Origin of the sequence: Snodgrassella sp., from assembly GCF_024103505.1 — a bacterium.
Lineage (GTDB): Bacteria > Pseudomonadota > Gammaproteobacteria > Burkholderiales > Neisseriaceae > Snodgrassella > Snodgrassella communis.
In genome coordinates, this window is sequence record NZ_JAGGIJ010000006.1 from 121,587 (window position 1) to 136,037 (window position 14,451).

Consider the following 14,451-nt stretch of genomic DNA (forward strand, 5'->3'; position numbering starts at 1 on the left):
ATGCTCCTGCTTGTTAAACAATCAGATAGCCAGCCAGCGATAACACCAGCAGGCTGAGCACAGCTGCAAGCAGATCATCCAGCATAATACCAAAACCGCCGTGGACGCGTGCGTCAAACCAGCGGATAGGCCACGGTTTCACTGCGTCAAAAAACCGAAAAACCGCGAAGGCAGCCAGCCACCATATCCAGCCTGATGGTATACAGAATAAAATCAGCATCATGGCAGCAATTTCGTCCCAGACAATGCCTCCATAATCTTGCCGGCCTAATGCTTTTTCAGTGTAGTCACAAATAAAGATACCTACTAGAAACAGCAATACAGCCAATACAATGCTGTACCAGAAAGGTAAATCCAGCAGCAGCCAGCAAGCCGCCAGTGGAATAGCCGGCAGTGTGCCGAATGTACCGGGGGCTTTCGACGCCAGCCCGGTACCAAAGCCAAAGCCCAGCCAGCAGACAGGGCGCTTACATAGCCAACGCCATGTTGGTGTAACTGGTGTTGTAGTTGTTTCGGGTTTAGCCAAAATGATCAAATCCTTGTTGTTGTAGTTGTATCACGTTACCTGCATGATCATGTAAATGCAATTGAGTACCTGTGGTAATGACGCCAATACGGGTTACGGGGGTGTGGGCTCTTTCGGCGGCAGCTATGATTGCCTCACGTTGCGCTGGTGCAGCAGTAAACACCAGCTCATAATCGTCACCACCGGCTAACAGCCAATGTCTGAGCTGAGCCGGAGTGAGATCTGGCTGCTGCGCTAATGCTGTCAGTGTAGGAATTAAATCTGCATTAATTTCAGCACCGACTTTACTGGCTTTAAGAATATGACCGATATCTTGCGCCAGACCATCGGATATATCCTGTGCTGCATGAGCCAGAGACAATAGCTCCTGTCCCAAGGCTACCCGTGGTTCCGGACGCAATCGTCTCTCTTCGCACTGAGCAAAAACTGTTGCCGGTAAGGTGACCTTATTCCAGTGCCTATCCAGAGCAGCCGCAGCCAGTCCAAGCAAACCAGATACCCAGATATCATCACCAGCCTGTGCGGCATCGCGCCGTAATGCCTGCTGATATGGGGTTTCGCCAATAATATTAACATTGAAAACCCAGTTGCCCTTGGTGGTATCGCCACCTATCAGCGTGACACCAAAACGTGCGGCCAGTGTAAACAAGGCATCACAAAATGCAGTTAACCAATCTTTATTTAGCTCAGGCAAAGCCACACTGAGTAAAGCCCAGCGCGGTCTGGCTCCCATAGCAGCCATATCCGACAGATTGACTGCCAGTACTTTATGCGCCAGATCTGCGGGTGCAACATCCGGAAAGAAATGTGTGCCGCCTACCAGCATATCGGTGCTGAAGTGTAAATAATAGCCACTGCGAGGTCGTATGATAGCCGCATCATCACCAATGCCTAATACCAGTTCGCTATCTTGTTGCTGACGCTGTAGATACAAGCGGATGAAATCAAATTCTGTCACTACAGATCCAATTTATTTTCAGAAGCCAATATCTGATTTTAATGGCTCTGTGCTCATCTTGCCAGAAAAGCCCGGGCAGGAAATTCAGATCAATGTTCAGACACCCGAAAATGCAACTCATTACTTGATAAACTGCACGAAACAAGTACACCAATTATGACTGAAAAGAGGAAAAAAGCTAGAATAACTCAATACTCATCTATTCAGATATTTTCTTTTTAAAGCGTTATACTTAGCTATGCACAACGTTCTTATTCTGGGAGCCAGATCACCTGCCGGTCTGACATGGGCACGCATGATGGCCAAGGCGGGCTATCGGGTACATATAGCTGAAAGCTTAGGCTATCCATTAGGCCGTTTTAGCAAATATACATGTACTTATACCCGTCTGCCGCCACCAAAACAACAGAGCAAACAGTGGCTGGAACAACTGATACAATTGCTGCTACGTGAGAAAATTGATACTGTCATTCCTAATTGCGAAGAAGTATTTTATCTGGCTTCTGCTGATGCACTTATTCAGCAGGCTCACCCCTGCCAGCTCTTTACCAGTGCTATGTCGTTATTAACACAGCTGCATCACAAAGGCTTTTTTGCGCAGCTGACGCAAAACTGGCCGGTTACTGCTCCTGAAACGATTTTGCTGACTAATCAGGCTGAGTTTACAGCATTTAAACAGCAAAAGTTTTCGGCTGATAAGCAGTGGGTGTTTAAACCTGCCTATTCGCGCTTTGCTACCCGTACTGTGCTTTGTCCCAAGACAATTGAATACAGTCAACTTCAGGCCAATCCTCAACAACCTTGGGTAGCTCAGCAATATATAGACGGACAGGAATATTGCAGTTACAGCATTATCCGGCATGGACAGCTTGTTGCCCATAGCTGCTACCATCCGAAATACCGTGTCGGCCAAGGTACCGGCATTTATTTTGCCCCGGTACAGCAAATAAAAATCCGCCAGTTTGTTGAGCATTTTGCCGCACAGACTCACTATCATGGTCAGGTAGGATTTGATTTTATCGAAGACTCAGCGGGCAGAATATATGTGCTTGAATGCAACCCACGCGCCACCAGTGGGATTCACTTTCTGGAACAATTGTCACAAACAGTACAAACAGCTATTGCTCATGCAGTCATGCAAGCAGATGCAGGCTTACCGGCAACTCAACTTGAGATGGATCTTCTGCAACCGGCTATGCATAATCTGGTTATGCTGTTCACTCCGCAGACGTGGCGGTTTTTTACCCAAAAGACTTTCTGGCATGATTATCATCGGGCACGCGATGCTGTGTGGCAAAGACAGGATATGCTGCCGTATTTAATCCAGCTTATACCTACAGCAGAAATCGTGTTTCGCGCGATGTCATTACATATTGATTTTCTGGCTGCAACTACTGTAGATATTGAATGGGATGGAGCCCCGCTTACATTTTACTGATACTCACTAAATTCATGCTAATAAATCCATACACAGCAGATACAGCTACTCCCTGTCAGGAGTTTACCCGACAACTATGTCTTCTGGGCGACACTTTTGTCAACAATGCACCATTTAAGGTAACCAGCATCGCTATAGACGGGGAAGAAATTCCTGTTATCTGGAATACCGGCAATAATGCTCAAACCAGCTGGATATGCAGCTTGCTGAATAGTTATGGCCCTTCATCGCGTGCAGAACTCAGTTTAATTGAAACCACTAAATTGCTGCGCGTGCTGTTTACCAGCTTATCCTATACGGCTTAATTTTTATTACAGAGCTGTGGTCTGGGCAGTGGAATTTTTCTGGAAAACTGGTATTTACCAACCACACTTTATCCCGCTCAGCGTTCGGCACAGGGTATCATCGACGCTGTAAAAATACTGGAAAGACAGGCAGCAGAACAGGGACAGAATCATTTGCCGATCATTATCCGCTCACTCACTCCTGCCCTGCATACCGCAATGATTGACCAGCTCAGGCACAGTGGCTTTCTGATGGTTCCGACCCGACAAATATGGATTGCCGACAACATCCGCGACCACTCATGGCGCCAGCGATCGCACATTAAAAGAGATTTAAGTCTTGCAAGAAAATATGCTGCGCAAACAGAATGGGTGGCGGGTGAAGATTTCAGCGACGAAGATTTTGCAAGAAGCCTGTTTTTATACAATCAGATATACCGTGGTAAATTCCCCGAATTCAATCCTGACTATAGCCTGTCTTTTTTTAAAACAGCAGTAGCCACCGGTTTTATCAAGTTTTACGGGTTGCGCTCCGTAAATTTTGTTTATATCATAGAGGCGACTTTTGTTCACTTTTTTGGCGAGGATCAAATTTATTTTTAAAAAACAATGAGATTTTACAATGAAAACATTAATAATTTATTCTCATCCATATGAAAAGAGCTATAATCATGCTATTTTGGAAAGAATTGTATCTCTTTTGAAAGAAAGTGGAAAAGATTTCGATATTATTGATTTATATAAAGACGGCTTTAATCCAATATACACTTCCGAAGAATTAAGGTTATATAGTACCGGACAAACAACAGATCCTTTAGTAGAAAAATATCAAAAAATGATAACGGATGCATCTGATATCGTTTTTATATTTCCTATTTGGTGGTATGATTTACCAGCTATCTTAAAAGGTTTTATTGATAAAGTATTTAAAAAAAACTTTTCTTACATTGATACTCCAACGGGCATAAAGGGTAATATTAATCATATTAACTCAACTACAGTTTTAACTACTTCTGAGGCCCCTACATGGTTTATCCGTTTCTTTGCAGGGAATAGCATTAAATCTGTTTTTATTAATTCAACTTTGAAACAATTAGGAATTAAGAATGTGACTTGGAAAAATATGGGAAAAATTAAAAATGTTTCTCAAGAGAAGAGACAACTATTTTTAAAAAATCTCAAATTTTAATTTGTTTTCTTAAATCCGTGATTGATCATCGCCCAAAAAGTGTACAGAAGTCAGCTCTGATTCAACAATCAGATAATTTTGCCGGTTATCCGGTTACAGAATATTCTACCGCCAAACCACCGTTAAGTGCCTTTGTCGGCATTGTTCGGCGGGATAATCTGTTTAGCACGCCACTATTTGGATATGATCTCAGTCGTCCGCGCAAAGAAGGATTGTATCGTCGTCTGATGTTAAAAGTTTCTTTAGAAGCGGAACGGCATCAGGGCAGCGTACACTGTAGTGGCGGTGCAGGAAATTTCAAAGCATTACGGGGGGCACAATCGCATGTAGAGTATGCAGCTGTGTGGATGCAACACTTACCGGCCTACCGTCAGGCAATATTTAAACTACTGGCTAAAACCATTGATACCTTTATTACGCCTTATGCTGCCAAAAATCAGTTATAGCTGAACTTAACAGCAATACTTACATTAAAATATTATTTTTTCAGTTATTTATATATTTGAAATACCTGCTGGGCAGCACCATAACCATCAGTAATCCATGATGCCTGTAAAGGAAAAAATCGCAGATTCTTGAGCAAGACACAATAAAATTATTAATGGAAAAGAGCACTTAGCTGTGAGAAATAAGATGTGTTGAAATTTTTGCTCAAAATATCCAGAAAAAAATGACTAAGAATTGTCTGAAAATAGTCACTATTGGTGCAAGCAGCCAGAAAATTAATTAATTCTTTATTCTGGTATGAGGCGTTAAGGCAATAGACCACTGAGTTCACCAAGAAACCAGTTTACCCGCGGATCTGGAGTCGGACGGGTTAGCGCAAAGTAGTTCACGATATTGGCTGCCTGCTGGGTTAGCAGAGGTACCAGTACACCGCTGCGCACATAAGGTTCAGCAACTTCTTCCGATAAAAGACCAAGATGACTACCTGCAAGAATAAACAACAGTGTAGCCTGCTGTTTATGAGCCGCTGCGGTTGTATTACCGCTCAGCAAACTATTTCCCTCTTGCTGGCGGGCGTAAGTGCGCTTTACCCACTGATATTCTTCAGTCAATAAATTCAGCGTTAAATCTTTAATCTTAGCTGCCGGATGTGAAGCGTGGCAATAGATATACTCACGTTCTTCAAATACCAGCTGATACTGTAAATTTTTCAGCAGACTGTAATAATAACCAATGCCAAGATCCATCTGATTATTGGCTATGGCAATTTCAATATCCTGCGGGGCGCAGATATCTATCGATAGCCGTAATTCGGGATAATGCTGATAGGCACTGGCAATAACCTGATTGAAAACACGCTGGAAATCCGCCGACAGGTGCTCAACCAGCCCGATGCGCAACGTACCAGACAAAACCGAACGATGCCATTTAATATTCTGCACCTCACGGTGAAATTCATTAGTTGCCTGTAATAATAAGGTACAGGCTTCGTATAACTGATGCCCTGCTTTAGTTAAAGCAAAACCGGAACGACCCCGCCGGCACAGGATCACACCCAGACTTTCCTCAAGATGAGCCAGATGCGTGCTAATCGCCGATTGCGACATATTCAGCCGCTTTTGTGCTGCGGTCACACCCTGACATTCCACAATAGCCACAAAAGCCTGTAATGCTTTTAAATCATGTTTAATCAAAGTGTGTAACATAAGCACCCCTTAGCCGAAATTAATTTAATACTGGAATATGCACCTCGTCACCACAGGCAGCAGATAAAACCTGACTCAATATCGCAAAAAATTCACTGCCATCCCGTGCGGAAAGCCACTGTCCTTGCTGACAGGCAAAATGATAGCCACCACTTTTCGCTGCTATCCATAATTCCTGCGTGGCAGCATGGCGGTTAACAATGATCTGCGCCCCACTATCCGCTTCTATCGTGAGTACATTACCACTGGTCTCACAGTCCAGACTCCAGCCACCGGCATCAATACTCTCTTCAATGTGGCCAAACAGATCATCGCTATACTGTAAAAATTCACTTTCGGTCATTTTGCTTACCGTAATTCTACATTTTATTACATTCAAACTGTTATCTTGCCATATAATATGTCTGAATCCTAGTTTTATCCGCAATGGCAGTTTTACTACACCTGCTATTTCAACCATAGAGAGCCGGATTAATGCATCGTTTTTTATTATTAAGCATACTTGCCACCAGCCTCCTGTCTGCCTGTGGTTATAAAGGTGACTTGTATTTACCCAAGGAAGGCGATAAAACCAAATATGGCGTAGTACAAACCGGCCTGACCATCGACCCTATTGACCAGAAAAATCTGCCCAGACATGACTGATTCCCTGAAATGTGAACAAATACCCTATTGTGCCCTAGCCGCTGAATATGGCACACCACTCTACATTTACAGCCAGCAAGCGATGACTGCTGCCCTTAACCAGTACCAGCAAGCTTTTGCCTCTTTACATCCGCTGATATGTTATGCAGTCAAGGCTAACGGCAATTTATCCATTCTGCGCCACTTTGCCCGGCTGGGCTGTGGTTTTGATATTGTTTCCGGCGGTGAGCTAGAACGGGTAATACTGGCTGGCGGCGATACGGGCAAAACCATTTTTTCAGGCGTAGGTAAAAGCAGTGCTGAAATTGAATTTGCTTTGCATAACAACATTCGCTGCTTTAATGTTGAATCACTGGCTGAATTGGCACGCATCAACACAATTGCCGCCCGTCTTGGCAAAATTGCCCCAATCTCCTTACGTATCAACCCAGACGTTAACGCTCATACTCATCCGTATATTTCCACCGGACTGAAAGCCAATAAATTTGGTATTGCCTATCAGGATGCCATAGCAGCCTATCAATTAGCCACTACACTGCCTCATTTAAAAGTTACCGGAATTGATTGTCATATCGGTTCACAGTTAACCGATTTATCCCCATTGATAGAAGCACTGGAACGCATGTTGCTGCTGGTAGATAAACTAGCTGAGCTGAATATCGAATTAGAGCATATTGATTTAGGCGGTGGCGTAGGCATTGTTTATCAGAATGAGGACGTACCGGATTTAGCCGCATACGCAGCCGCAGTGGACAGATTGCTATCCGGACGCAATTTGCAGTTAATGCTGGAACCGGGGCGCAGCCTGATTGGTAATGCCGGCGGTTTGCTCACCACGGTTGAATACATCAAACAGGGGGAAGAAAAGAATTTTGTGATCGTTGATACAGCCATGAATGATCTGATGCGCCCTTCTCTGTATCAGGCCTATCACAAAATACTTAATGTCAGCACGGCAACAACAGATGAATTTGTCGCCGATGTGGTGGGGCCAATCTGTGAAACAGGCGATTTTCTGGCCAAAGACCGTACTATTGCCGCAAAAGAAGGCGATTTATTACTGGTTCAAAGCGCTGGTGCCTATGCCTCAAGTATGGCCAGCAACTACAATACCCGCTGTCGTGCAGCAGAAGTATTGGTTAATGGTACTGACCACTACCTTATTCGCCGGCGCGAAACGCTGTCTGAATTACTGGCCAACGAACAAAGCTGCCTGAAATCAGTTTAATGAGTCAATTGTACCTTTGCTTAACCTATTACTTTTACCTTTTTTATGTACCCATGCAGCCATAAATATTGTTTTTAAATAGATTTAAGAGAAGTACTATTAGTGTAATAAGCAGTGATCCGGATTTATCAAATTATATTGATATAAATAAAATATCAGCAATTAAGCATTCTTTGGGTGGATAGGCTGTCATTACCGCTGCTGTATGAGACTGAATACTTGGTTATTTAGGCAGTACTGAATATATGGATATACTTCAGTAATAAAAAGGACTTTGTATATGGACTATTACATTAAAACATTCTCTGAATTATCGACTAAAGAATTTTATGAAATTGCCAAATTACGTATTGCTGTTTTTGTAGTAGAACAAACTTGTCCTTATCAAGAAATTGATACTTATGATGAGCAAGCTGTGCATACATGGATGCAAGAAGGACAAACAATCATTGGGTATACACGAATCATTGATCAGGGTTCTACTGTTACGTTTGGCAGGGTTATTATCCGTCCAAGCCATCGTGGCAGGAAGTTAGGTAATCAATTATTAGAAAAAACGCTGGCTGTGATTAAGACACAGATGCCAGATAAACCGATTGTCATCAGTGCGCAGGCTCATTTAACTAACTTCTATGCTGCATATGGATTTGTTCCTGTTTCTGATGTCTATCTGGAAGATGATATTCCACACGTTCGGATGCGCAAAGAAAAACAGTAATATTGAAATCATTCTTAGAGATAGGCAGCGTGTGAAATATCGCCGACAAATAAAAGTAGCAGGCTAATTATTTCTTCTACCATAAAATATAATTTTATATTCAATCTGCCACTAAACCGCAGAATAGTACAGTAGCAAAAAAGATCGTCGTCGTAGTCTATGCAAAAAAAGCTGGCGGGATGATACGGCGATGGCGATATTTAAAGCCAATAAAACTGAGTTTGCTGCTGAAGAAAAACCATGACTAGATAATAATTATCCTCAATCTTTGCTACTGATGTTTATGGATTGAATCATGAACAGTTACATTCATTCTTAGGTTGTCCTCCCGCAGAATTTAACAAACCACCACGCCTTAATTTTGTTGTTTGAATAGGTGTGGCTATGCCAATATATTGTTAATCAATACCTAACTAAAGGTATACACAGACGCCACGGTAGTTAATCATGAATCACAGCACGCTGCCAGCCTGATTTTTCCGGCCACAGACATTGTAGTTAAGTACGGTTTTAAGCCAGTGAGGTAATCATGCCGGCAGCAACTGTGTGATTAGTGGCTTCGTCAATCAGAATAAAGGCACCGGTAGCCGGATTGGCTTGGTAGGTAGTCGCTACGATCGGTTTCTGCACGCTGAGCTGTATCCGGCCGATATCATTCAGTTGCAGGCTGTCACTGTCTTGGCGGTGATTCAGGCTCTGTACGTCCAGCAGATAATCAACCTGTCTGATTCTGGTATAAACAGTTTGTGTAGTATGTTTGAGCCAGTAGCGTCGGGTGGCATTCAATGGTTTGCTGTCAAACCAGCACACAGAGGCGCTGATATTTCTGGCAGGCTGCAATGTGCTGTCTGCGGCAACGATGCTGTCACCGCGTGATATGTCTATATCATCAGCCAGTACTATGGTTAGTACGGTACCTGCCTGTGCCTGTTCAACCTGACCGGCCGGCGTATAAATGGCGGTAATGGTGCTGATCTGGCCAGCCGGTTCGATGCGTACACTGTCTCCTACACACAGGCTGCCCTGTTCCAGCCGCCCCTGATAACCACGAAAATCATCGGCACTGCTGCCATCCAGCCGTGCAACCCGCTGTACTGGAAATAGTGCCGGTGCGCTCAAAAGCTGGCTGTTACGGTTGGCAACAGGCAGACTTTCCAGCAACCGCAATAATGGCTGTCCCTGATACCACGGCATATACGCGCTGGCGGTTACGATGTTGTCTCCATTGAGGGCGGAGATGGGTACGTAGTTAATATTGTGCAAATCCAGTGCGCTAGCCAGTTTATTATAGGCACGTTTGATGGCGTTGAATTTTTCTTCACTGTAGTCAAGTAAATCCAGTTTGTTTACAGCCACGATGATGTGTGCTGTCCCGAGCAGTTTGAGAATGGCACTGTGACGCCGGGTTTGCGGTAATAAAGCCGGTGTGTGTTCGCTATAATCGAGCCGGGTAGCATCTATCAGGATAATGGCGGCATCGGCGGTTGAGGCTCCAGTCACCATATTGCGGGTGTATTGTTCATGCCCGGGGGTGTCGGCAATGATGAATTTGCGTGCCGGAGTGGCAAAATAACGGTAGGCTACGTCAATGGTAATACCCTGTTCACGCTCGGCCGCGAGACCGTCGGTAAGCTGAGCAAAATCAGGCACGCCATCGGCGGTACGTTTATGTTTGCCGTGATACAGCGCAGCCACTTGATCGGCCAGTAAGGACTGGCTGTCAAATAGCAGGCGGCCTATCAGGGTAGATTTGCCATCATCTACGCTGCCGGCAGTAATAAAACGCAATACGGAATCGGTGCTCATCGGTGTCTCACTTTTTTAAGGTTGCTGTTTCGCCAGCATCTGTTGCAGGCTCTGCCAGGCGGGCGCTAATTCACTGAAACCGTCTTCGGCCATTAGGTGGCCACCAGACGGCACATAATCGATACTGCTATGCAATGCATGGGCAATCGTGCTGCTGGCTGCTTCGGGAACATAGGGGTCATTGGTGGAAATTATGCTGTGTACCGGCATACTGATTTGCTGCAAAACGGTGAAATCGGGCTGGCTGGCATGGATATAGTCATCCAGTATCTTCAATTCAGGCAGCTGAGTGGTAAAGCCGGCTGCCAGTATCAGCCCGCCCACCCTCGCCGGCCGGTGCCGGCTGAGAAAGTGCAGTAAGGTGATGACGCCGAGGCTGTGGCCAATCAGAAAGGTGTTTGCCTGAGGCTGGCCGATAATCTCATCCAGTGTCTGCTGCCAGACTGTGGCCTGTGGACAGTCTGGTTCGGGCATGGCCGGCTGGATTACGGTGGCACCGGCAGCACGTGCCTGTGTGGCCAGCCAATCAAACCAGTTATCATGCGGGCTACTCTGAAAGCCGTGCACGATAAATACCTGCGGTGCTGCTGTGGTTGATGTATTGGCCATCAGAAATAACCTGCTTTCTTGCGTTCTTCCATTGCTGCTTCCGACACCTGATCATCCATACGAGTGGCATTGCGCTCGGAAATGGTGGTTTGTGCGGTTTCGGCTATGATTTCTGCTGCGGTGGCCGCTACGCTGGCTACGGGGCAGGTGCAGGAAATATCGCCCACGGTACGGAAGCGTACGCTGCGGATTACGCTCACTTCGTTTTCTTTTTTCGGTGTCAGTTCAGTTACCGGCACCAACATATTGCCGCGTTCTACTACTTCCCGCTGGTGCGCATAGTAAATCGGTGGCAAGGCAAGCTGTTCGCGCGCGATGTATTGCCAGATATCCAGTTCTGTCCAGTTGGAAATCGGGAATACGCGCATGTTTTCACCCGGATGCAGGCGGGTATTGTATAAATCCCATAATTCCGGCCGCTGGTTTTTCGGATCCCACTGCCCAAATTCATCCCGAAAAGAGAAAATCCGTTCTTTGGCACGGGCTTTTTCTTCATCCCGCCGCGCACCGCCCATTAATGCATCAAAGCCATTGGCTTCGATGGTTTCCAGCAGGGTGATGGCCTGTGCGGCATTGCGTGAATCGGTAGCGCGGCGCAGGGTTACACTGCCGCGGCGGATAGAATCTTCTACGCTGCCAACAATCAGCCGCGCGCCCAACTGTTGTACGGTGGCATCGCGAAAAGCGATGACTTCTGGGTAGTTGTGTCCGGTATCTATATGTACCAGTGTCAGCGGTAATTGCAGGCTGTGTCCGGGAATCTGAAATGCTTTGACAGCCAGTGCCAGCAGTACTACTGAATCTTTGCCGCCGGAAAACAGCAACGCCGGATTACGCGCTTCGGCCACTACTTCGCGGATGATGTAAATCGATTCGGCTTCCAGCCAGTCCAGATGTTTGTCTTGAATACTCATGATGTTTCCGTTATGGCTGCCAAGCATGTCGGCCATGCCTGCAACGCTGGGTTGATTGCTGCCTATTTATGCAAACCACATTCTTTACTATCCTGACTTTCCCACCACCAGCGTCCGGCACGAATGTCTTCACCGGCTTTTACGGGACGGGTGCAGGGCTCACAGCCAATGCTTGGATAGCCTTGCTGGTACAGCTCATTTACCGGCAACTGCTGCATCCGGGCATATGCCCATACTTCGGTTTCCAGCCAGTCGGCCAGAGGATTGTATTTGGCGATGCCATGCGCTTTATCCTGTTCCGCCAGTGCTAACGCTGTACGCGTTGTCGATTGCTCCCGCCGCTGTCCGGTTATCCACGCATCGGCCTTGCTCAGGGCGCGCCCAAGCGGTTCGATTTTGCGGATATGGCAACATTCACGTCGCAAGGCAACGCTGTCATAAAAAGCCTGTTTGCCATGAGCAGCTACATAGGCATCAACGGCTTCTTCATCCGGCCGGTATTCGGTAATGCGGATACCCCAATGCTCATAGGCGGCACGCAGCAGCTTCTGTGTTTCGTTATTGAGTGCGCCGGTATTGAGGGTAAATACTTCAATTGGTAGCTGCGCGCGCACAATGACATCGGTAATCACCATGTCTTCAACCGCCAGACTGGAGGCAAATTTAATATGCTGATGCTGCCGTACAATCTGCTGTAAACGTGTCTGCAACTGGGCGGTTAAGGCCGGCAGGCGTTTGGCGGCGGCCGCATCATGCGGTGGTGTCCACAGGCGGGGGCGCAACATGGTTATGACTATCCTGAATCTATAATTTATTAATCACAGCAACTGTTTAAGCAGATTACTGTCTGAATCACACGGATAGTAGCAAGCACAGGCAACGGCAAGGAAAGAATAAAAATTTCTTTCTTTATAACCAAATCCCCAGTCTGTGCATGGCGATGGCAGATATAACTGCCAACGCTTTGGTTAGAAAAATTGCTTCTTTTTCAGGCGGGCACTGGTGATTATAAGATGGTGGACTAAATACAACGATAAGCCAGTATGAATCACTACCCGATATTTACTCATTTACACCAGCGCAAGGTATTACTGGTAGGCGGCGGTCTGGTGGCCGAACGCAAGGCCAGTGCGCTAATACAGGCCGGCGCGCAGTTACAGGTGGTTGCAGAGCAGGCCACTGCTCAGTTTGCAGAGTGGTTTGCGGCACAACAGGCCGAATACATTGGCACGGAATTCAGCCCCGATTTATTAAATGGTGTGTTTCTGGTGGTTGCAGCCACCAGCGATCCTGCGCTGAATCAGCGTATTTTTCAGGCAGCCGAGGCGGCAGCCACTTTCTGCAACTGTGTCGATCAGCCGGCCTGCTGTTCCTTTATTGTGCCGGCACTGATTGACCGCAGTCCGATACAGGTAGCGGTGAGCAGTGGCGGCCACGCGCCGGTACTGGCGCGCCTGATTCGCCAGCAGATTGAAGTGTTGCTGCCATTCTCGCTGGGGCGGGTGGCTGCGGTAGCCGGACGCTGGCGCAAACAGGTGAAAACTGCCTTACGCAGCCTCAGTGAGCGCCGGCGTTTCTGGGAGCAGCTATTCCAGCATAGCCGCTTTGGCCAGCTCATTGCCAGTGGTGATGAAGCGGCGGCAGAAATGCTGTTGCAGCAACAGTTAACTCAGCACCAGCCGCTGCCGCAGGGTGAAGTGGCGCTGGTGGGTGCCGGCCCGGGCGATGCCGGCCTGCTAACTTTACATGCTTTGCAAGCCATGCAGGCAGCGGATGTGGTGTTATACGATGCACTGGTATCGGCAGAAGTGTTGGCACTGGTGCGTCGCGATGCTTTAAAAATCAGTGTGGGCAAACGCTGCGGACGCCATCAGGTGCAACAGCAGCAAACCAATGAGCTGCTGGTAGAGTGGGCACAGCAGGGTAAGCGTGTGGTACGCCTCAAGGGCGGTGATCCGTTTGTCTTTGGCCGTGGTGGCGAAGAATGTGCGTTCCTGCATGCAGCCAATATTCCTTTTCGTATTATTCCCGGCATCAGTGCCGGTCTGGGGGCTACCGCCTATGCCGGTATTCCGCTCACGCACCGCGATTACGCCCAGCGTGTTTTGTTCGTTACCGGTCACCAGCAACTGGGCAGCCAGACACATGGCTGGCAAACGCTGGCTCGTGCACAGCAAACACTGGTGATTTATATGGGCACGTTGCAAGCAGCGGAAATCAGCCGGCAGTTAATTGCCCACGGGCGGGCGGGCAGTACGCCGGTAGCGATAATTTCGCATGGCACTCAGGTCAGCCAGCATGTATTAACCGGTGAACTGCATCAGTTAGCAGCACTGGCACAACAGGCTGCTACGCCAGCGCTGATGGTTATTGGGGAGGTGGTACGGTTGCGCCAGCAACTGGCGTGGTTTCAGCCACAGGACAACTCTGTCACCGGCGCGGCAGCAGCTTAGCCATAAGCTGCTTGCTGCCATAAAAAAACAG

At 47.0% G+C, this 14,451-nt stretch carries 17 protein-coding genes; 9 read left to right on the forward strand and 8 right to left on the reverse strand.

Translation table 11 applies throughout. The annotated features are described in order from the left end of the window. Positions 1-13: 13 nt before the first annotated feature. On the reverse strand, positions 14-535 hold the full coding sequence (locus J6578_RS07540) for a phosphatidylglycerophosphatase A family protein (protein ID WP_502957589.1): 522 nt from the start codon (positions 533-535) through the stop codon (positions 14-16). After that, entirely contained in the window at positions 519-1,484 is a 966-nt protein-coding gene (gene thiL / locus J6578_RS07545; RefSeq protein ID WP_287954258.1) for a thiamine-phosphate kinase, read from the reverse strand. Before thiL ends, J6578_RS07540 begins: the two co-directional genes overlap by 17 nt. Positions 1,485-1,722: 238 nt before the next feature. Here thiL and J6578_RS07550 point away from each other — a divergent pair, with 238 nt between their 5' ends. The 5 genes from J6578_RS07550 to J6578_RS07570 all read left to right on the forward strand — a co-directional run bounded on the left by J6578_RS07550 (position 1,723) and on the right by J6578_RS07570 (position 4,841). Next, positions 1,723-2,922, forward strand: coding sequence for an ATP-grasp domain-containing protein (locus tag J6578_RS07550; RefSeq protein ID WP_287954260.1), 1,200 nt, complete (start codon positions 1,723-1,725; stop codon positions 2,920-2,922). Further along, positions 2,892-3,227, forward strand: coding sequence for a hypothetical protein (locus J6578_RS07555; protein WP_287954261.1), 336 nt, complete (start codon positions 2,892-2,894; stop codon positions 3,225-3,227). The genes J6578_RS07550 and J6578_RS07555 overlap by 31 nt, the downstream gene beginning before the upstream one ends. Before the next feature lie 153 nt (positions 3,228-3,380). Beyond that, entirely contained in the window at positions 3,381-3,809 is a 429-nt protein-coding gene (locus tag J6578_RS07560) for a hypothetical protein (protein ID WP_287954263.1), read from the forward strand. Between the two features lie 19 nt (positions 3,810-3,828). Beyond that, positions 3,829-4,395: an NAD(P)H-dependent oxidoreductase gene (locus J6578_RS07565; protein ID WP_065610530.1), complete on the forward strand. Its 567-nt coding sequence runs from the start codon at positions 3,829-3,831 to the stop codon at positions 4,393-4,395. A 17-nt stretch (positions 4,396-4,412) separates the two neighbouring features. Continuing rightward, complete coding sequence (locus J6578_RS07570) at positions 4,413-4,841, forward strand: hypothetical protein (protein WP_093091824.1); 429 nt, start codon at positions 4,413-4,415, stop codon at positions 4,839-4,841. Positions 4,842-5,147: 306 nt separating this feature from the next. Here J6578_RS07570 and J6578_RS07575 read toward each other — a convergent pair whose 3' ends face one another. Beyond that, positions 5,148-6,047 (reverse strand): LysR family transcriptional regulator, encoded by a 900-nt coding sequence (locus J6578_RS07575; RefSeq protein ID WP_037407401.1) that lies wholly within the window; start codon positions 6,045-6,047, stop codon positions 5,148-5,150. A 19-nt stretch (positions 6,048-6,066) separates the two neighbouring features. Next, complete coding sequence (gene cyaY / locus J6578_RS07580; RefSeq protein ID WP_100101254.1) at positions 6,067-6,390, reverse strand: iron donor protein CyaY; 324 nt, start codon at positions 6,388-6,390, stop codon at positions 6,067-6,069. Positions 6,391-6,521: 131 nt separating this feature from the next. Between cyaY and lptM the strand changes: the two genes are divergently transcribed. The 3 genes from lptM (at position 6,522) to J6578_RS07595 (ending at position 8,638) form a co-directional block, all read left to right on the forward strand. Further along, positions 6,522-6,692: an LPS translocon maturation chaperone LptM gene (gene lptM, locus J6578_RS07585; protein WP_051608227.1), complete on the forward strand. Its 171-nt coding sequence runs from the start codon at positions 6,522-6,524 to the stop codon at positions 6,690-6,692. Next, positions 6,685-7,920, forward strand: coding sequence for a diaminopimelate decarboxylase (gene lysA, locus J6578_RS07590; RefSeq protein ID WP_093091820.1), 1,236 nt, complete (start codon positions 6,685-6,687; stop codon positions 7,918-7,920). The genes lptM and lysA overlap by 8 nt, the downstream gene beginning before the upstream one ends. A gap of 280 nt (positions 7,921-8,200) precedes the next feature. After that, positions 8,201-8,638 (forward strand): GNAT family N-acetyltransferase, encoded by a 438-nt coding sequence (locus tag J6578_RS07595; protein WP_287954264.1) that lies wholly within the window; start codon positions 8,201-8,203, stop codon positions 8,636-8,638. Positions 8,639-9,148: 510 nt separating this feature from the next. Here J6578_RS07595 and J6578_RS07600 read toward each other — a convergent pair. The 4 genes from J6578_RS07600 to J6578_RS07615 form a co-directional block, all read right to left on the reverse strand. Then, a complete protein-coding gene (locus J6578_RS07600) occupies positions 9,149-10,444 on the reverse strand; it encodes a sulfate adenylyltransferase subunit 1 (protein WP_287954265.1) in 1,296 nt (431 codons plus the stop codon). Between the two features lie 15 nt (positions 10,445-10,459). Beyond that, positions 10,460-11,053: an RBBP9/YdeN family alpha/beta hydrolase gene (locus J6578_RS07605; protein ID WP_093091814.1), complete on the reverse strand. Its 594-nt coding sequence runs from the start codon at positions 11,051-11,053 to the stop codon at positions 10,460-10,462. Next, positions 11,053-11,967 (reverse strand): sulfate adenylyltransferase subunit CysD, encoded by a 915-nt coding sequence (gene cysD / locus J6578_RS07610; protein WP_037407542.1) that lies wholly within the window; start codon positions 11,965-11,967, stop codon positions 11,053-11,055. The genes J6578_RS07605 and cysD overlap by 1 nt, the downstream gene beginning before the upstream one ends. Positions 11,968-12,029: 62 nt before the next feature. Next, positions 12,030-12,752 (reverse strand): phosphoadenylyl-sulfate reductase, encoded by a 723-nt coding sequence (locus tag J6578_RS07615; protein ID WP_420917653.1) that lies wholly within the window; start codon positions 12,750-12,752, stop codon positions 12,030-12,032. Positions 12,753-13,010: 258 nt separating this feature from the next. Between J6578_RS07615 and cysG the strand changes: the two genes are divergently transcribed. Beyond that, the gene (gene cysG, locus J6578_RS07620; protein WP_287954267.1) at positions 13,011-14,420 is read left to right on the forward strand and encodes a siroheme synthase CysG; all 1,410 of its coding nucleotides are present in this window, start codon (positions 13,011-13,013) and stop codon (positions 14,418-14,420) included. Positions 14,421-14,451: the final 31 nt, after the last annotated feature.